Here is a 17,289-nt window from a genome sequence, read left to right as displayed (position 1 = left end):
CGCTCTGACACGCCGCCGTACGGGTGATGATCCCCGGCCCGGCGCCGCACAGCCGAGAAGGTGCCCTGCATGATCACAACTCGTCTGCGGCGCCGGGCCGCCGCCGTCGTCCTGTCCTTCGCGGCCGTCTTCGCGACGACCGCCGCCACGACACCGGTGAAGGCCGCCGCACCCGCCTGTACCCAGTACGACGACCCCGTCAAGGCCGCGGTCGACCGCCGTGTCGACGTCGACCGCATCACCCCCGCCCCGGTCTGGCGCAAGACCTGCGGCACCCTCTACCGCAGCGACGGCCGCGGCCCGGAGACCGTCTTCGCGGAGGGCTTCCGCCCCAAGGACGTCATCAACGGCCAGTACGACATCGAGCAGTACGTCCTGGTCAACCAGCCCTCGCCGTACGTGTCCACGACGTACGACCACGACCTGTACAAGACCTGGTGGAAGTCGGGCTACAACTACTACATCGACGCCCCTGGCGGCGTGGACGTGAACAAGACCATCGGTGACACCCACAAGTGGGCCGACCAGGTCGAGGTCGCCTTCCCCGGCGGGATCGACCGGAAGTACATCATCGGCGTCTGCCCGGTGAACAAGACCACCAAGGTCGAGATCATGAGCGCCTGCCAGAGCAACCCGCACTACGAGGCCTGGCACTGAAGCAGCGCCTCCGAGCCGACCGGACGGTAGCCGGCCGACTGGAACGCCCGCATGCTGCGGGCGTTCCCCGGCGCCACCTGCGCCCACAGCGGCTCGGCGACGAGATGGCGCGCGGCGGTCACCAGCGACCGGCCGAGCCCCCGGTGCCGTACGTCCTCGTCCACCTCGACCGAGACCTCCAGACGTCCGGCGATGCCGCGCCCCGTCGTCAGGACACCGCCGTCCGTCGTCCAGACCCGTACGTCGTCACGGCGCCGTCGCGCGTAGACGACACGAGGATGCCCGGCGTCCTCGATCTCCCTCAGTGCCACCGGCGGTTCGCCCGGCAGGGGTGAGCCGACCAGCATCGCGTCGATCGTCTCGGACCTGCGGCCCGTCCGTTCCATGAAGGCCGCCAGGAACCACGGGTTCATGCTCGCGGACAGCGCGTCGCACTCCGCGGCCGCCAGCGTCTCGTACACCCAGTGCGGATCCTCGTCCGTGAAGACGACGGAGTGTGCCGTGAAGGACAGGACACCCGCGTCCCGGGGCGAGTGCTGGGGGACGACGGTCGTACGGCCGTCCGCCGGCGGGAAGAGACCCTGCGCCGCCGCGTCGAGAATGTCCCGGAGAGTCTCCATCACCACGCTCCTTGAGTCTCCACCCACTGGAAGGCCCAGACTCGCAGACATGATCGAAAACGGCACCGGCCTTTTCACCATCGGGCAGCTCGCGCGCGCCTCCGGCCTGACCGTCCGTACGATCCGCTACTGGTCCGACGAGGGCGTCCTCCATCCGGTCACCCGGAGCGCGGGCGGCTACCGGCTGTACGACGCCGGATCCGTGGCCCGGCTCGAACTGATCCGCACCCTGCGGGAGCTGGGCCTCGGCCTCGACCACGTCCGCAAGGTGCTCGCGGGCGAGGAGACGGTGGCGGAGGTCGCGGCCACACATGTGGCGGCGCTGGACGCGCAGATCCGGGCGCTGAGGGTGACCCGGGCGGTGCTGTCGACCGTGGCGCGACGCGGCTCGACCGCGGAGGAGATGACACTGATGAACAAGCTGGCACGCCTGTCCGCCGCCGAACGAGGGCGGATCATCGACGACTTCATGGAGGAGACGTTCGGAGGCCTCGACACCGCCGACCCCGACATCCGCACCCGGCTCCGGTTCAGCCTCGACGATCTGCCGGAGGACCCCACACCCGAGCAGGTGGACGCCTGGGTGGAGCTGGCCGAACTGATCCAGGACCCCGGGTTCCGGGCGAGGATGCGGCAGACGGTCGAGTTCAACGCGGCGGACCGGGGGCCGGACGTCCCGGCCGGTACGTCGCTGTGGTTCATGAGCCGCCTCGTGCAGCTCGCCGGCGAGGCGCTCCAGGAGGGCGTCGACCCGGCCTCGCCCGCCGCCGAGGAGATCCTGAACGGGCTGCTCGGTGACGCCGACCGGGCCGCCGTACTGGACCGCATGGAGTCGGCGGCGCACGCCGAGCTGGCCCGGTTCCGGGAGCTGGCCGCGCTGGTGAGGGGCGTGGAGCCGCTGTCGGCGCACAGGGAGGAGTTCGCGTGGGTGGTCGCCGCGCTGCGCGTTCACAGGGGAAGTTAGTCTGACCCCTGTCAGCAAGAGCGTCGGCAGGATCACCTGCGAAACGGCGAGGCAGCAAGAAGGGGCGGATCGGTGGCGGACATCGAGGAAGCACGCAAGCAGTTCGAGCGGATCGATGCGGACGGTGACGGGTTCATCACTGCCGCCGAGTTCAAGACCGCCCTGGCCCAGGAGGGCGACTGGAACGTCACGGAGACGGTCGCGGAGGCCATCATCAAGAGCCGCGACCTCAACGGCGACAAGCTCCTGTCGTTCGACGAGTTCTGGGCCCACCTGAACAAGTGAGCCGTGCGCCGAAGGGGCGTCTCCACCGCGTGCGTGCGGAGGGGGCGCCCCTTCGGCGTGGTGTGAGGGGTCAGGCGGGGGGCCCGTTCGCCGTTCTTCGGGCCAGGTCCGCCACCTCCGTGAGGAGGTCGGCCGGGCGTCGGGACAGGTCCAGGGCGTGGGCCGTGATCGTGATGCCCGCGTGGCGGATCGTGTGGTCGACGGGGGTGTTGGCCCCGGATGCCGCCGCGTAGACCAGGTGGCCGTGGGGCAGGGCCAGGGCGGTGCAGTAGGACAGAAGTTGGTAGAGGTGGTCCACGGGTGGGGCCGTGGGCTTGAGGAACGTGTACTTCGCGTCGACGACCGAGACCGGGCGGCCCGCTCGGTACAGGACCAGGTCCGGTCGGAAGGGGACACGGCCCGCCTCGTCCAGGCGGTGGTGGGTCTCCTGGTCCGCGCAGCGGATGCCGTGCCGGGTCAGGGCGGCGCCGAGGGCGAGGGTGAGGAAGCGTTCGAAGACCCTCGGCATGTCCAGCAGGAAGCCGTCCATGGTGATCGAGGCGGCTCCCTCCGGCTGCGGCGCGCGGGCGGACAGGAGCAGCTCCGCCAGGCGGAGCGTCTGCGTGTAGCGGGAGTTGAGGCGGGTCGGGGTCCAGTCGGGGAGCGGTGCGCCCGGGGCCGGGAGCGTGACGCCGTGGAGGCGGTCGGCGAGGTTGCGCAGGGCCAGGAGGGTCGGCCGCGGGACGTCCGGCAGGTGGGCGGCCAGGCGCAGGGCCGCCAGGAGGATGCGGTTCTCGGCGATGTCCGGGGTGTGGTCGTCGTACTGCACCGCTATCGGGAGCGGCAGGCCGGTACGGCGGAGCTGGTCCGTGGCGCGGATACGGCCCCTGATCAGGGGGAGGTCCTCCGCCGTCTCGCGGTAGCCGTGCAGGACGCCCGTCTCCAGGGTGCGGCGCGCGGTGCGGGCGAGGAGGTCCGCGAGGGCGGGCAGGAGACCGTCCGCCGCCGCGGCGGTGACCGGCTCCGGGTGCCATGGGTCGGTGGGGGAGTGGGCGAGCAGGAAGAGGAGGTTGTGGATCTCCAGTTTGGGGCGCAGGTCGAGGTGGATCGCCGCGCCCGACCGGGTGCGCAGGCGGACCAGGCCCGCCTTCTGGTTGCCGCGCAGCCGCCACCGGCCGCCCGGCGCCGGGGCCAGCCGCACCAGGTCCGGTACGGCGACCAATGCGGCCACCTGGTCGGCGGTCAGCTCGTACGGGGTGCCCGGGCCCGTCTCCCGTACGGTCAGGGTCAGGGCGGCGGCGGTCACGAGTCGACGGCCGCGCGCAGAGAGGCGAGGCCGTACTCCTCCTCGATGTCGATGCCCGTGCCGTACAGCTGGTCCTCCAGGAGCGGCAGGATCTGGGTGCGCCAGATCAGGTCCAGGCCCTCGGGGCGGGCCGCGCCGGGCTTCATCAGATACGACGGGCCGATGGCGCGGTCGGCGTCACCGAGCCGGGCGTTCAGCTCGTCCAGCAGCCGGGCGGCGGTGTCCGGCAGACCGCGGGCGTGCAGCCAGCGGGCCAGCAGGCCCTGGACCGGCGCCTTCTCCGGGGAGAGCCGGCGGAAGGCGAAGCGGCGGCGCATCGCCGCGTCGATCAGCGCGATCGAACGGTCGGCGGTGTTCATCGTGCCGATCAGGAAGAGGTTGCCGGGAAGGTGGAAGGGGTCGTGGGGGCTGTACTGGGTGGTGACGGGCTCCTCGCGGTACTCCAGCAGGAAGTACAGCTCGCCGAAGACCTTCGCCAGGTTCGCCCGGTTGATCTCGTCGATGATCAGGACGTACGGGTTCGCCGGGTCCTTCCGCGCCCGCTCGGCCAGCAGCTTGAACGGCCCCGGCAGCACGTCGAAGACCACCGAGCCGCCCTCGCCCCGCACGGGACGGAACCCCTCGAAGAAGTCCTCGTAGGTGTAGGAGGGGTGGAACTGGATGAGCTGCACCCGGTCCGGCCCCGCCAGGTGCTTGGCCAGGGCGCGGGCGAGGTGGGTCTTGCCGGTGCCGGGCGGGCCGTGGAGCACCAGCTGCAGCTGGTCCTGCAACTGCTCGGCGGTCTCCCGCAGCCACTCCGGCGGCATGAGCAGCTCGTCGGCCAACTCCTGGGTGACCGGGGGGAGTTCGAGGGGCTTGGTGACGTCGACGTCGGCGAGTTCTTCTGCCACGACGTCCTCCAGGTCCGCGCGTTCCGCCAGTTCGGCCGCCACGCTGCTGATGTCGTACACCGTGGGTGGGAGTGGCAGCCTGGCCTGCACCTTCTCGGGGAGGTCGGCCCGGACGAGGGGGCGCTCGGCCGTCGCCCAGCGCACCGGGCGGCGGCGGGCGTTGTCGAGGCCCTCGGAGGGGTCGTAGGACGGTGGGCCCTGGACCGTGCCGACGTGCACCTCGTCCGGGGTGACCGTGACGACCAGGTCGCCGGGCTGCATGACGGTCAGGAAGACGTGCAGTTGGTAGGCGGCGGCCGCGCGCATCTGGGTGCTCGCGTCGGGCATGGCCTCGGCGACGGCCTGTTGGACCTGCTGTTTCGTCGCGTCCGCGGGGATCTCCGGGGCCTCCCGCCAGGAGACCGAGCAGTAGCCGTCGCGGATCCAGGCGGGGATGAAGTTGTGGCCGTCGACGTTGTAGCCGCGGACCAGCCAGCCGCGCTGTTCGTGCTGGACGGCGCCCTTGCGCCAGCGGGCGACCCACGGTTCGTCGTAGAAGTCGACGTGGGCGCCGGTCTGTGCCTCCAGGATCCTGGTCAGGTTCAGAAGGTCCCGGTCGTCGTTGTCGGTGGCCAGGGGAAGCTCGTCCGCGAACGCCTTGAGGATCTCGTACTTGTGGTGGGCGCTGGCGATGGGCTGGAAGGTGTCCGGGAAGAGCATGTGGAGCAGTACGTGGATCTGGGCGCGGCCCTTCTTGTGGCCGACCGTGTCCTGGATGCCGAAGCAGAGGTCCCGGAACCGCCACGGGTCGCTCAGGAGTGCTTCCCGCTCCTGGCGTTCCGTCCCGGCGAGGCGCTCCACCAGCAGGACGAGGATCTGGAACTGGGCCCAGCGGTAGTTCAGGAAGCCCTGGCCGCCGTGGAGGAAGCCCTTCAGGCCGGGTTCCAGGTCCGGGGGCACCTCTGTGACGTTGCGCGGAAAGTCCGGTACCTCCGAGTCGGCCCAGGACAGCACCTCGCGGAGGATCTGGAGCTTCTTCGGGAGGCCGATCTGCTCCGGGACCAGCGGGGCCATGTTCACGAAGAGGAGTTCGGCGGCGAGGGTGATCGTCTCGTCGGGGGCGCCGGCGAGTTGCCGGCGCAGTTTGACCAGGAAGGTGTCCGAGGACTCGTCCGGCTGGTCGACGAAGCGGGCGCGGAGGTCGGCGGCAGTGGTGTCGGTCCACGCCGTCAGGTCCGGTGCGAACGCGGACCTGCCGGTCAGCAGGCCGCCCCGGAACACCCGTTGCACCGCCGCCACGACATCGGCGCCGTCCGGCCGTCTCGCCACGGTTGCCACCCACCCCTCGCGCGTTGGAAGTGCCCACCCTAGAAGGGGGATGGGCACCCGTCACGACGAGGGTCGACCGATGCGGCGAGCCCGGCCCCGCAGGCGTACCGGGGACGTCGAGGGGCCGAGCCCGGTGCCCGAGCGGCCTCGTGCGGTTGCCTGTTCGATCAGATGTAGCCTTCCCGGAGCGCATAGGCCACCGCGTGCGCCCGGTTGCGCAGACGCAGTCGGGTGGTGAGCCCGTGCATCACGTTCTTGACGGTGCGTTCGGAGTAGGACAGCTTGCTCGCGATCTCCCCGGTGTCCAACCCCTCGGCGACCAGCCGCAGGACGTCGATCTCGCGCGGCACCAGGCCGGAGAGCGGCGACGCCCCCGGGCGGCCGGCCACGGAGCGCTGCAAGCTGCCCACCTGGTTGATCAGCCGCCCCAGCAGATCGGCGGGCAGGTCCCCGTCACCCCGGGCGGCCGCGATCACGGCCTGCGCCAGACGCTGCGCGGTGGCCTCGTGGCGCCACACGACGGCGGCGACCCCGCACTCGATGATGTCGAGCAGTTCCGACTCGCGGATCGCGCTCACCACCAGCACGGCCCGCGCCCCGTCACTGAGCACGAGCCTGCGCAGCGCGGAGAGCGTGGGCTCGTCCGGTGTGTCGCCGATCAGTACGGCCACGGTGCCGGGTTCCGGCTCGGACCCGTCGACCAGGTCGATCACCGGATGTCCGCGCAACTGGCTGAGGACTCCGGCCCTGGAGAGCGGGTCCGGCGTGTGGACCACGACCGGGATGCGGCGTTCGGACTCCGGCGACGCGCCGGTGTCGTCCGTGGTCCGGTTCGAGCTGTACAACCGTTTCTCCCATGTCCGCGCGAGCACCGCTCCTGCGACGGGAGCGGAAGACGGGCTCTCACCACACTCGTGCGGTCCGGGCATCGCGGGCAATCGTGGAGGACCACGAGAGGCACCACGAGATCGTCCCCGACACCTCCACGACATCGGGTCGCGAGATGAGCACCGAGACGGCGTTCGCCACGTCTACCGGAGCGGGCAGTGACCCGTTCACGACAGGAGGCCAGCGATGTGCGGACCGGAACCACTTCTCGAACGCGCGGACGCCCTGGAGCTGCTGGCCGCCGAGGCCGCCCGCGCCCGCACCGGCTCCGGCAGACCGGTGCTGCTCAGAGGTGCCACCGGCACCGGCCGCACCGCGCTCCTGGAGGCCGCCGCCGAGCACGCGGCGGCGAGCGGCATGCGGGTCCTGCGCGCTCGCTGCTCACCGGAGTACACCTCCGTACCCTTCGATGCCCTCTTCCAACTCCTCTCCCAGGGGCCGGAGTTCGACCCGGCGGCGGAGTTCGGCGTGGTGGGCGGGCCCGGCGCGGTGGGCGAGCCAGGCCCGGCGCCGGACGGGACACCTGACCCGCCCGGCACCCCGCCGTACCGGGCCACCCCGGCGCGGCTGTGGCGGCTGCTGCGCGCGTACGCGGACGAGGCCCCGCTGATGGTCGCCGTGGACGACGTGCACCTCGCCGACGCCTGCTCGCGCCGCTGGTTCGCCGAGGCCGTACGGCGGATCGACCGATTACCAGTACTGCTGGTGATGACCGAGCGCAGCCAGTACGACATCGCCCCCCCGGCCGACGGACTGACGCACGCGCTCTCCCCCTCCCTCGTCCACACCCTCAACCTGGCCCCGCTCGGCACGGACTCCACGGCCGAACTGGTGCGCTTCGCACGCGGCGGCGACGCGCCGCCGGAGTGGGTGGACGAGTGCGTACGCGCGGGCACGGGCAGCCCGCTGCTGCTGCGCGCCCTGATGGAGGACCTCCAGCACGCCGACACGGACGCCCTGCCGGACATCTGCGCCGCGCTCTACCCGGGCGCCTACCCGGCGGCGGTGTCCTGGTGGCTGGACAGCGCCGGGCCCGCGACCGCCGAGGTGGCCCGGGTGCTGGCCGCGCTGGAGGACTCTCCGGGCGCCGGGCGGGGCGCGGCCGGCGCCGAGGACGGTTCCGCCGCGGTCGACGCCGAACTGCTCGCGCGGGCGGCGGGCGCCGACCCCGCCCGGGTGGCGGGCTGGCTGACGGCGATGACCCGCCTGGGGCTGCTGCGCCCGGACGCCGGCGGGCTGCCCCGCTACGCCCATGCGCTGCTGCGGGACGCGGTCCTCGCCGGCTGGCCGACCGCCGACCGGCGGGCCGCCCACCGCCGGGCGGCCGAGGCGATGCTGCACCGCGGCGACGGCCCCGGGACGATCGCCGCCCAACTGCTGCGGGCCGACACCGTGGGCCGGGCCTGGGCGACGGGCGCGCTGCTGGACGCCGCCGACCTGGCCGTCCGCGACGACCGCAGCGACGACGCCCTGGCATTCCTGCGCCGTGCCCTCGACGAGCCCATGTCGGCCGCCCGCCGGGCCGTGGTCCTCACCGAACTGGGCTCCCTGGAGTACGCCACCGTGCGTTCGACGGCCGGACTGAGCCGGCTCACCGAGGCCCTCAAGCTGCCGGGCCCGCCGCAGGACCGGGTGCGCGCGGCGGTCGCCCTGGGCACCGCGCTGGCCCGGCGCGGCGAGGCCCGGGCCGCCATCGACGTGCTGCGCGGCCTCCAGGAGGAGCATCTGACGGGCCACCCCGACCTCATCCGCACGGTCCACACCGCCTCGGCCCTGCTCTCCGACAACGACCAGGGCGTACGGCAGGAGGTCTACCGCTGGCTCCGCGAGACCGCCGAACACTCCCCGGGCCTGGTCGGCACAGCGGGCCAGGCACTGCTGGTGCGCTACGAGTCCACGGCCGGCCTGACCTCGGCGGAGTCGGCGATGAGCCGGATCCGCGCGCTCCTGGCACAACCGGCCGAACCGCTCTCGGAGGCCTTCCTCCTCGGCACGGCCGCCGCCGTCGCCCAGTGGGCGGACCAGCTCGACGAGGCCGAACGGCTCGTCGTCCGGGGCCTCGCCGGACAACGCACCTCCCTGCTGCACCCGATGCACCAGGCCCTGCTGAACACCCGTATCGACATCGCCACCGCACGCGGCGCGTACGAGCAGCTGCTCACCGAGGCGGACGTGCGGCGGCCCGGCGAGGACCGGCCCGAGTCGGCCAACGTGCGGGCGCATGCCGTCGTCGCGCTGGTCGAGACGGGCCGTACCCAGGAGGCCGCCCGCCTCGCCGACGGCTTCGACCTGGAGAACGCGCAGGACTCCTGGGAGACCAACCGATTCGTCTACGCCCGTGGCGTGCTGCGCGCCGCCTCGGGTGATCCGGCGGGCGCCCTGGTCGACTTCCTGGAGTGCGGCCGCCGCCAGTCCACACGGGACGTGGTGAGCCCGATCGTCACCCCCTGGCGGGCCGCCTCGGCGGAATGCAACCTCGCGCTCGGCCGCCCCCGCGAGGCCCTCGCCCTGGCCGAGGAGGAACTCTGCCTGGCCAACAGATGGAACACCCCCCGCGTCGTCGGCCGCGCCCTGAGCGTCCTCGGCACGGCGACCGGCGGCCGCCGCGGCCTGGAACTGGCGGACCGGGCGGTACGGCTGCTGCGACAGAGCACCGGCACCGACACCGCGTCGGCCCTCGTAGGCGGGGCCCCGGTCGAAACGGAACTGATCCCGGCGCTGATCGCCCAGGGCCGGCTGCTGACCGCCGCGGGTGAGCGGGCCCGGGCCCGTGACACCCTGCGCGAGGCGGGCGAACGCGCCGAACGGCTGGGCGCGGTCCGGCTGCGGGCGGCGGCGGACACGGCCCTGCGCGAGGGCGGAGCCCGCCGCACGACGACGACCCTGACCGGCCCCGCCGCGCTCACCCACGCCGAGCGCCGCATCGCGGACCTCGCCGCGCAGAGCCGCACGAACACCGAGATAGCGGAACTGCTGCACCTGGCCCGCCGCACGGTGGAGACCCACCTCACCAGCGCCTACCGCAAACTCGGCATCCGCCGGAGGTCCGAACTGGCTGGGGCGCTCACGAAGGCGGGGGCGGGGGCGGGGGTGTCGGCCGAGGGCTGACGGGTGGTGGCTCCGGTGTGTCGGGCGTCGGTTGGTGGGGCGGCGGGTTTCGGTGTGTCGGGCGTCGGTTGATGGGGCGGGGGGTTTCGGTGTGTCGGGCGTCGGCGGTTTCGGGGATCGCCGACGGTTGATGGGTCTGCAACCGGTACGGGTGCAGGGGGGCGACGGTCCCCTGCAGGCCAGTCTGCTCGGCTGCAGGAGCGCCCCGGGTGCACCGGACGGCAGCCGAGCCCCGGGCCCGAAAACCCCTGCTGACAGCGGCAATCCGGCAAGAAGCGGCAAGCTTCGTGCGCGCGGGCGCGCGCCCGGGAACCAGTCCCCGACCCCCGCTCGCTCAGTCCAGGCCCTCCTCCCTGACCCGTTCCGCGTCGCAGTAGTCCTGGTGCCAGTACGGGTACGGCAGCGGTGACGCGCTCGTCTCGTCCAGGGCTTTGCGTTCCTCGGGGGTGAGGGACCAGCGGGTCGCGGCAAGGTTGTCGGCGAGTTGGCGTTCGTTGCGGGCGCCGATGACCACCGAGGTGACACCGCGCTGCTCCAGCACCCAGCGCAGGGCGACCTGGGCCGGCGACATCGAACGCTCGTCGGCGATCTCGCGCAGCACGTCGATGGTGTCGAAGGTGCGCTCGGGGTCGACCGGTTCGAACCAGCCCACCGACCGTCGGGTGCCCGGCGGCGGTGTGGCGCCCCGCTCCTGGTGACCGCTGAGCAGACCGCCCGCCAACGGGCTCCACACCATGACGCCCACCCCCTCCGCCTCGGCCATGGGCAGCAGCTCCCACTCGACCTCGCGGGCGGCCAGGCTGTACTGGATCTGGTGCGAGGCGAACCGCTCCAGGCCCTGCCGCTCGCTGGTGGCCAGGGCGCGGGTGAGCTGCCAGGACGTCAGGTTGGACGCGCCCACGTAGCGGACCTTGCCGGCCCGTACGAGATCGTCCAGCGCCCGCAGGGTCTCCTCCCACGGGGTGCGGCCGTCCCAGCCGTGCGTCTGGTAGAGGTCGATGTGGTCGGTGCCCAGGCGGCGCAGACTCGCCTCGACCGAACGCACGATGTGGTGCCGCGACAGCCCCCGGTCGTTCGGGCCGCCGCTGCCGTCCGGCATCTGCCAGCGCACCTTCGTGGCGATGATCGCGTCGTCGCGGCGACCGGCGAGAGCGGCGCCCAGGACCTCCTCCGACTGGCCGGCGGAGTACATGTCGGCGGTGTCGAAGAAGTTCACGCCCTCGTCCATGCAGAGATGGACGAGCCGTCGGGCCTCGATGGTGTTGAGCTGTCCCATGTGCTGGAAGCCGTGCCGGCCGCCGAACGTCATGGTGCCGAGACAGATCTCGGACACCTGCAGGCCGGTGCGGCCCAGATAGCGCCTACGCATGCGGATGGTCGTCCTTTCGTTCCGTTCTCCTCGCTCAGCGCGCGTCTGCCGCGAGCCGCTCGCCCGCGCTCGTGCTCGCACCGGCCGAGGCGTCGGCCGACGCTGTCCGCCCGGGGCGCAGGAACGCGATGGCGACGAGACCGGCGGCGAGCAGCACGGCGGCGGCGGTCAGCAGGCCGCCCTGTACGCCGTTGAGGACCGCGGCCGGCCCGCTGCCCCCTGCGGAGGCCATGCCGGACGCGGCGACCGTGGCGAGGACCGGGGTGCCGACCGTGACGCCGAGCTGCTGGCCGGTGTAGGCGAGCCCGGTCGCGAGGCCCTGCTCGTGGTCCGGCAGCCCCGAGGTCGCGGTGATCATGTAGCCGACGACCGCGAGGAGGTGGCCGAAGCCGCCCGTCGCGGTGGCCAGGAGCAGCAGCGGCATCCCGCCCTCGGTGTCCAGGAAGAACAGCGCGGCCGTGCTCGCCGCCTGCAGGAGCAGACCGTAGACAAGTGCCCGGTGGACGCCGATCCTTCCGATGATCCGGGCTGCGAAGGCGCCGCCGAGGACGGCCGCGACACCGAGCGCGGCGAACGCGAAGCCGGCGTCCAGCGGGGTCATCCCGCGCACCTGCTGCATGTACAGCGTGAGCAGGAAGACCATGCCGGTCATCATCGCGAAGGTGATCAGACCGGTGGTGTTGCCCCAGCTGACGGTACGGCGGCGCAGTACGCCCAGGTCGACGAGCGGCGCGGCGACGCGCGACTCGACGGCGAAGAACGCCACCAGCAGCACGGCACCCGCCGCGAGCGCGCCCAGCGTCATGCCGGAGCTCCAGCCGTTGCGCTCGGCGGAGGTGATGCCGTAGATGACCGACAGCAGGCCGCCGGTGACGGTCACCGCGCCGAGGACGTCCAGCTTCGGCGTCTCCTCGTTGCGGCTCTCCTTGATGAGCACCGGGGCGGCGATCGAGGCCGCGATGCCCACCGGGACGCTGATGAAGAGCGTCACGCGCCAGCTGGTGAGATCGGTGATGACACCGCCCAGCACCACACCGGACAGGAATCCGAGCGACAGCAGGGCGCCGTTGATGCCCAGGGCGCGGTCGCGCTGCGGGCCCTCGGCGAAGTTGGTGGTCAGCAGCGACATCGCCGCCGGGGTCAGCATGGCGGCCGCGACGCCCTGGGCCGCGCGTGCCGCGAGCAGGAATCCGGGGCTGGGGGCGAGGCCGCCGGCCAGTGAGGCGACCGTGAACAGGACCATGCCGGCGATGAACCAGTTGCGGCGGCCGTACAGGTCGGCGGCCCGGCCGAAGAGCAGCAGCAGACCGCCGGACGGCAGGGCGAACGCGGTGACGACCCACTGCAGGTCGCTCAGCGCGAAGCCGAGGTCCTTGCCGAGGACGGGGAGCGCGACGCTGAGGATGGAGAAGTCCAGCGCGAGCATGAACTGCGCGCCGCACAGCAGGGTGATGATGAGCCACTGGCGCGTGGTGAAACGCGCCTTGGCCGCGGAGTCGACGGGATCGGAAGTCATGCCGCGAGGCTCGCAGTCCTCAACACGCCCCGGGGAGCCCGTACTTATCCTGGGTTCATGACCACCAGTCTGAACGCGGTAAGGGAGCCCCGCCGACGCGAGGAGCTCAAGCACTTCCTGCGTACGTGCCGGGAGCGTCTCACGCCGGAGGAGGTGGGCCTGCCTCCGGGGGCGCGCAGGCGGACCCCGGGGCTGCGCCGGGAGGAGGTCGCCCTGCTGGCCGGGATCGGGGCCTCCTGGTACACCTGGCTCGAACAGGGCCGGGACATCAAGGTGTCGGCGCAGGTCCTGGACGCCCTCAGCCGCACGCTGCGGCTGGACGCGGCGGAACGCGACCACCTCTACCAGCTGGTGGGCATGAACCCGCCGCGCCGTACGGCGGACGACCTGGCCGACACCTCGCGCCTCACCGTCCTGCTGGAGGGCTGGATGCCGTCCCCGGCGTACGTCATCGACCGCTGCTGGAACATCGCCGGGGCGAACCGCGCGGCCCGGCTGGTCTTCGGTTTCCGCGAGGGGGACACCAACTGCCTGGTGGCCTTCTTCACCAACCCGGCGTTCCGGGCGCGGCACCGCTACTGGGAGGAGATCGCCCCCGGTCTGGTCTCCGAGTTCCGCCGGGACGCCGCCCGCTACCCCGACGACACGGAGTTCACCCTGATCGCGGACCGGCTGGTCGCGGAGAGCGCCGAGTTCGCGGAGCTGTGGGCGCGGTACGAGATCTCGGCGACGAACCAGGGCGTGAAGGCCATCGACCATCCGCGGGCCGGGTGCCTGATCTTCGACCACTCGGTGCTGGAGATCCCGGACCGCCCGGGCGTCCGGCTGATGCTGCACACGGCCCGGGCGGGCACGGACACCCGCGAGCGGGTCATGGAACTCCTGGGCCGGGACGAGCGGAAGGAACGGATCTCGCTGGTCGAGGCGGGCTGAGACGGGCTGACGCGGGCATTCGCGGTACCGGCTGGGGGCTCGCCGTGGCGGGGCGGTCGAGGACGGCTGGAGACCCGGTCGAAGGGCGACTGAAGACCCACCAGAGGGCAGCACAGGAAGCTACGACAGCCCTCGATCGGGTGCCAGTGCTCTGGTACACATGGCTGCGGGCAGGGGCGTGGAGCGCCGCTCCCGTCTCCCCGCGCTGTCACTTTCCGCCAGCCTTTCCGCGAGCAGAGGAAGACGTACCGTGATCAACAAGAGCAAGGTCGCGGCAGCCGGTGCCGTCCTCGCGGTGACCTTCGCCGCCGGGTTCGCCACCCAGCAGCTCGCCGTGGCCGAGGAGCCCCCGGTCAGTGTGGTCACGCTGAGCCAGGGCGTCACCTCGGCCCCCTTCAAGATCAAGGCGAACGGCGACCGCAAGGTCCTGTACCGCAAGGCGGTCGTGCAGCCCGGCGCGTCCACGGGCTGGCACTACCACCTGGGCGAGGAGATCGCCGTCATCAACTCCGGCACCTTCACCCGGATCGACGGCTCGGACTGCTCGGTGAAGGAGTACGGCCCCGGGCAGTCGCTCGTCGAGCCCGTCGGCCCCGACACCGTGCACATGGGCATCAACAACGGCACGGAGCCCGTCGAGCTGTACGTCGTCGACATCATCCCCAAGGACGCCACCGCGCCGGTCGTGGCCGCCCCGGACCCGGGCTGCGACACCGCGCAGTACAAGAGCGAAGACGGGGAACGGTGATGCGGCTGCCCCGCCCCCTGGGCATCTCGGGGCCCGCACTGTGGCTCCCCGAGCGGCGGCAGAGCGCGTCGGAGGCCGTCGAGCTCGGGCTGATCGACGCCGAGACCGCCGGGGAACTCGGCTGCGACGGGCTACCGGTGGCCGAGCTGGCCCCGCCCGAGATGGCGGTCGAGGCCGGCCGCCGCGCGCTCGCGGCGGCCAGTGAGGACCCGGGCGACCTGGGCCTCGTCCTGCACGCCTGGATCCACTACCAGGGCCATGACCTGTGGTCCCCCGTGCACTTCATCGCCGACCGACTGGGCGCCGACGACGCCGTACCCGTCGGCGTGCAGCAGGTGTGCAACGGCGGAGCGGCGGCCGTGGAGCTCGCCGCCGCCCGGCTGTTCGTCGAACCGGAGCTGCGCCGGGCCCTGGTCACCACGGCCGACGCGTTCGCCGAGCCGGGCTTCGACCGCTGGGGCGGGGACTACGGCATCGCCTACGGCGACGGGGCCACCGCCCTGGTCCTGCACCACCTGGAGGATACGGAGGGCGGACGGCCCGCCGACCTGGTGCTGCACTCCCTGTCCACGGTGGCGGCCCCCCGGCTGGAGCGGATGCACCGCGGCGACGACCCGTTCAGCCCCGCCGCCCGCTCGCTCGGCCCCCGGGTCGACCTCCGCCGCACCAAGAAGGCCTTCCTCGAAGCCGGCGGCATGGAGGCGTTCACCGAAGCCAGCACCCGCGCGCTGCGAACGGCGGTGGAGTCATGCCTGGCCGACGCGGGGATGGCACCCACGGGCGACCTCCCGCTCCGCTACGTCGTGCCCCCGAGGCTCGGCCGCAAGACCGTCGACCTGGCCTACGCCCCCCTCCTCTCGAAGCTCACGGGAGCGGAACTGCTCCGCCCCGGCACGGACACCGGCCACCTGGGCGCCGGTGACGCGGCAGCCACCCTGTCCGAACTCCACACCCGCCGCCTGCTGGGGCCCGAGGAGTACGCCCTGGTGGTGAGCGCCGGTGCGGGCTTCACCTGGTCGTGCCTGCTGGTGAGCGGGGGCTGAGGGGCTGCTGCGGCTGAACGCGGGGTGCCGGAGCGTTGGGTTGTACGCCGGGTGGGGTGTCGGAGCCTGGCCGAGCCCCGGAGCCCTGGCCGAACCCTGGGTCGGGCGCCGGAACCCAGGCCGAGCGCCCGAGAGCCCGAGAGCTTGAGCGCCCGAGAGCCGCTGGCCAGGCGCTCGCCCCGCGGCCGGGCGTCTGCCGGGCCGCCCGGCACCACCCTCGCCGCGCGCCCGTAGGCCGTGCCGGCCCCGCGCGCCCGTAGGCCGTGCCGGCCCCGCGCGCCCGTAGGCCGTGCCGGCCCCGCGCGCCCGTAGGCCGTGCCGGCCCCGCGCGCCCGTAGGCCGTGCCGGCCCCTCGCCATCAGGCTCTGCCCCGCCTTGCGCTCCCGCTCGCCCTGCTTGCCCGTTCCCGCCCCCGCTCGCCCCCGCCCGAGCGAGGCGCCTCCGTACCCGCATGACGACGTGCGCCGACCCGAGCGGCGACCCCGTACCCGCATGACGACGTGGCCCGACCCGAGCGGCGACCCCGTACCCGCATGACGACGTGGCCCGACCCGACTGGACCCCAGACTCCGGCCCCGCCCCCGACAACACGAAGGGTCCGCAGGGCGTTCGCGCCCTGCGGACCCTTCGTGCTTAGGGGTCGTACCACCGGTCGTAGTACGAACCCCGCGCCTCAGCCGGTCGGCTGCATTGCCGACATGGGCAGGTGACGGTGCCGGACCGTCCCTCCGCCGACGGCCCGGGCCGGGTGTCGCCTTGGGCCCTGGTCGGTGAATCCTGGCTCCGGCTCGTCCAGGGACGGTTCCCCGCGCAGGATGTCCTGCTCCAGCTGGATGAGGAACGGCGAGGGCTCCAGCCCCAGTTCCTCCACCAGACGGGTGCGCAGCCGCCGCATGACGGCGAGCGCCTCCGCTCTGCGGCCCGAGCGGTACAGCGCGAGCATCAGGTGGCGGTGGAAGTTCTCGTGGAGCGGGTGGCGGGCGGTGAGCCCGGTGAGCTCGGGCACCAGCGTGCGATGGGCGCCGCGCTGGAGGTCGGCGTAGATGCGCTGTTCCTCGACACAGATCAGGGACTCGTCCAGGTGGACGATCCGGGCGCTGAGCAGCTCGCCGGCCTCCACATTGACGAGTGCCGGGCCCCGCCACAGCGCCAGTGCCCGGCGCAGCAGATCGGATCCACGGTCGAATTCACCGCGCTCGACCGCCGCGGTGCCCTCCTCCGCCAGCAGTTCGTACTCCGTGATGTCGAGGGCCACCCGCGAAGTGGACAGGACATAACTGCTGCCCTCGGTTATCAGAATTTCCTCGGAAACCACGGCGACACTTGTCCTGAGTGCTTCTGCCAGGATGCGCCGGACATGGCCTATGTAGGTCTGAATCGTGGCTGTCGCGGTTCGTGGGGGGTTGTTCCCCCAGAGTTCTTGCATGAGTGCGTTGACGGATATCGCGCGATCCGCGTTGACCGCGAGTAATGCGAGAAGTTTGCGTGGCTTCGGTGGCAGGATCACCGGCTCCGACTCCTCGTCGAAGACGGTCATCGGGCCGAGGACATGAATCTGCACCATTCCCCCTTATTGGTACATTACATTCCGCTCGCTGGCGGAATGCGATATTCCCCTTCTCTCAAGGTCTCTCATACATGTAACCCTGAGTGACCATTCCACTGTATCAGGGTT

General features: G+C 72.3%; 14 protein-coding genes. 7 read left to right on the top strand and 7 right to left on the bottom strand.

Features of this window, described 5'->3' with window-relative positions; genetic code table 11:
- The first annotated feature begins 69 nt into the window (after positions 1 to 69).
- Positions 70 to 657: an ADP-ribosyltransferase gene (locus SGFS_RS20030; protein WP_286252130.1), complete on the top strand. Its 588-nt coding sequence runs from the start codon at positions 70 to 72 to the stop codon at positions 655 to 657.
- Here the strand turns inward: SGFS_RS20030 and SGFS_RS20025 are convergent.
- A complete protein-coding gene (locus SGFS_RS20025; protein ID WP_286252129.1) occupies positions 639 to 1,277 on the bottom strand; it encodes a GNAT family N-acetyltransferase in 639 nt (212 codons plus the stop codon). The two genes, SGFS_RS20030 and SGFS_RS20025, sit on opposite strands and share 19 nt — an antisense overlap.
- Before the next feature lie 49 nt (positions 1,278 to 1,326).
- On the opposite strand from SGFS_RS20025, the gene SGFS_RS20020 reads away from it, so the two are divergent.
- Positions 1,327 to 2,241, top strand: a complete 915-nt coding sequence (locus SGFS_RS20020; RefSeq protein WP_286252128.1) for a helix-turn-helix domain-containing protein — start codon at positions 1,327 to 1,329, stop codon at positions 2,239 to 2,241.
- A 72-nt stretch (positions 2,242 to 2,313) separates the two neighbouring features.
- Complete coding sequence (locus SGFS_RS20015; protein WP_286252127.1) at positions 2,314 to 2,526, top strand: EF-hand domain-containing protein; 213 nt, start codon at positions 2,314 to 2,316, stop codon at positions 2,524 to 2,526.
- Between the two features lie 70 nt (positions 2,527 to 2,596).
- Here SGFS_RS20015 and SGFS_RS20010 read toward each other — a convergent pair whose 3' ends face one another.
- From SGFS_RS20010 to SGFS_RS20000, 3 genes are all read right to left on the bottom strand, one after another.
- Positions 2,597 to 3,811, bottom strand: a complete 1,215-nt coding sequence (locus tag SGFS_RS20010) for an McrC family protein (protein WP_286252125.1) — start codon at positions 3,809 to 3,811, stop codon at positions 2,597 to 2,599.
- Positions 3,808 to 6,009 (bottom strand): McrB family protein, encoded by a 2,202-nt coding sequence (locus SGFS_RS20005; RefSeq protein WP_286252123.1) that lies wholly within the window; start codon positions 6,007 to 6,009, stop codon positions 3,808 to 3,810. The genes SGFS_RS20010 and SGFS_RS20005 overlap by 4 nt, the downstream gene beginning before the upstream one ends.
- 167 nt (positions 6,010 to 6,176) lie before the next feature.
- Positions 6,177 to 6,854: a helix-turn-helix transcriptional regulator gene (locus tag SGFS_RS20000; RefSeq protein ID WP_286252121.1), complete on the bottom strand. Its 678-nt coding sequence runs from the start codon at positions 6,852 to 6,854 to the stop codon at positions 6,177 to 6,179.
- A 229-nt stretch (positions 6,855 to 7,083) separates the two neighbouring features.
- Between SGFS_RS20000 and SGFS_RS19995 the strand changes: the two genes are divergently transcribed.
- Positions 7,084 to 10,005: an AAA family ATPase gene (locus SGFS_RS19995; protein WP_286252120.1), complete on the top strand. Its 2,922-nt coding sequence runs from the start codon at positions 7,084 to 7,086 to the stop codon at positions 10,003 to 10,005.
- A gap of 334 nt (positions 10,006 to 10,339) precedes the next feature.
- Here SGFS_RS19995 and SGFS_RS19990 read toward each other — a convergent pair whose 3' ends face one another.
- Entirely contained in the window at positions 10,340 to 11,374 is a 1,035-nt protein-coding gene (locus tag SGFS_RS19990) for an aldo/keto reductase (RefSeq protein WP_286252119.1), read from the bottom strand.
- A gap of 34 nt (positions 11,375 to 11,408) precedes the next feature.
- Positions 11,409 to 12,890: an MFS transporter gene (locus SGFS_RS19985; protein ID WP_286252116.1), complete on the bottom strand. Its 1,482-nt coding sequence runs from the start codon at positions 12,888 to 12,890 to the stop codon at positions 11,409 to 11,411.
- Positions 12,891 to 12,947: 57 nt separating this feature from the next.
- Here SGFS_RS19985 and SGFS_RS19980 point away from each other — a divergent pair, with 57 nt between their 5' ends.
- From SGFS_RS19980 to SGFS_RS19970, 3 genes are all read left to right on the top strand, one after another.
- A complete protein-coding gene (locus SGFS_RS19980; protein WP_286252115.1) occupies positions 12,948 to 13,823 on the top strand; it encodes a helix-turn-helix transcriptional regulator in 876 nt (291 codons plus the stop codon).
- Positions 13,824 to 14,073: 250 nt separating this feature from the next.
- Complete coding sequence (locus tag SGFS_RS19975) at positions 14,074 to 14,571, top strand: cupin domain-containing protein (RefSeq protein WP_286252113.1); 498 nt, start codon at positions 14,074 to 14,076, stop codon at positions 14,569 to 14,571.
- Positions 14,571 to 15,614, top strand: a complete 1,044-nt coding sequence (locus SGFS_RS19970) for a beta-ketoacyl-[acyl-carrier-protein] synthase family protein (RefSeq protein ID WP_286252111.1) — start codon at positions 14,571 to 14,573, stop codon at positions 15,612 to 15,614. The genes SGFS_RS19975 and SGFS_RS19970 overlap by 1 nt, the downstream gene beginning before the upstream one ends.
- 673 nt (positions 15,615 to 16,287) lie before the next feature.
- Here SGFS_RS19970 and SGFS_RS19965 read toward each other — a convergent pair.
- Positions 16,288 to 17,178 (bottom strand): AfsR/SARP family transcriptional regulator, encoded by an 891-nt coding sequence (locus tag SGFS_RS19965; protein WP_286252109.1) that lies wholly within the window; start codon positions 17,176 to 17,178, stop codon positions 16,288 to 16,290.
- Between the last annotated feature and the right edge of the window lie 111 nt (positions 17,179 to 17,289).

The organism is Streptomyces graminofaciens (assembly GCF_030294945.1).
Taxonomy (GTDB): Bacteria; Actinomycetota; Actinomycetes; order Streptomycetales; family Streptomycetaceae; genus Streptomyces; species Streptomyces graminofaciens.
Note: the sequence above shows the minus strand (reverse complement) of the source record. Positions and strands in the feature narration are given on the sequence as shown.

What these genes read in the sequence shown, in the direction of transcription:
- SGFS_RS20030 (WP_286252130.1), top strand. Translation starts at nt 70, where the DNA reads ATGATCACAACTCGTCTGCGGCGCCGGGCCGCCGCCGTCGTCCTGTCC.
- SGFS_RS20025 (WP_286252129.1), bottom strand. Translation starts at nt 1,277, where the DNA reads ATGGAGACTCTCCGGGACATTCTCGACGCGGCGGCGCAGGGTCTCTTC.
- SGFS_RS20020 (WP_286252128.1), top strand. Translation starts at nt 1,327, where the DNA reads ATGATCGAAAACGGCACCGGCCTTTTCACCATCGGGCAGCTCGCGCGC.
- SGFS_RS19995 (WP_286252120.1), top strand. Translation starts at nt 7,084, where the DNA reads ATGTGCGGACCGGAACCACTTCTCGAACGCGCGGACGCCCTGGAGCTG.
- SGFS_RS19990 (WP_286252119.1), bottom strand. Translation starts at nt 11,374, where the DNA reads ATGCGTAGGCGCTATCTGGGCCGCACCGGCCTGCAGGTGTCCGAGATC.
- SGFS_RS19985 (WP_286252116.1), bottom strand. Translation starts at nt 12,890, where the DNA reads ATGACTTCCGATCCCGTCGACTCCGCGGCCAAGGCGCGTTTCACCACG.
- SGFS_RS19980 (WP_286252115.1), top strand. Translation starts at nt 12,948, where the DNA reads ATGACCACCAGTCTGAACGCGGTAAGGGAGCCCCGCCGACGCGAGGAG.
- SGFS_RS19970 (WP_286252111.1), top strand. Translation starts at nt 14,571, where the DNA reads ATGCGGCTGCCCCGCCCCCTGGGCATCTCGGGGCCCGCACTGTGGCTC.
- SGFS_RS19965 (WP_286252109.1), bottom strand. Translation starts at nt 17,178, where the DNA reads ATGGTGCAGATTCATGTCCTCGGCCCGATGACCGTCTTCGACGAGGAG.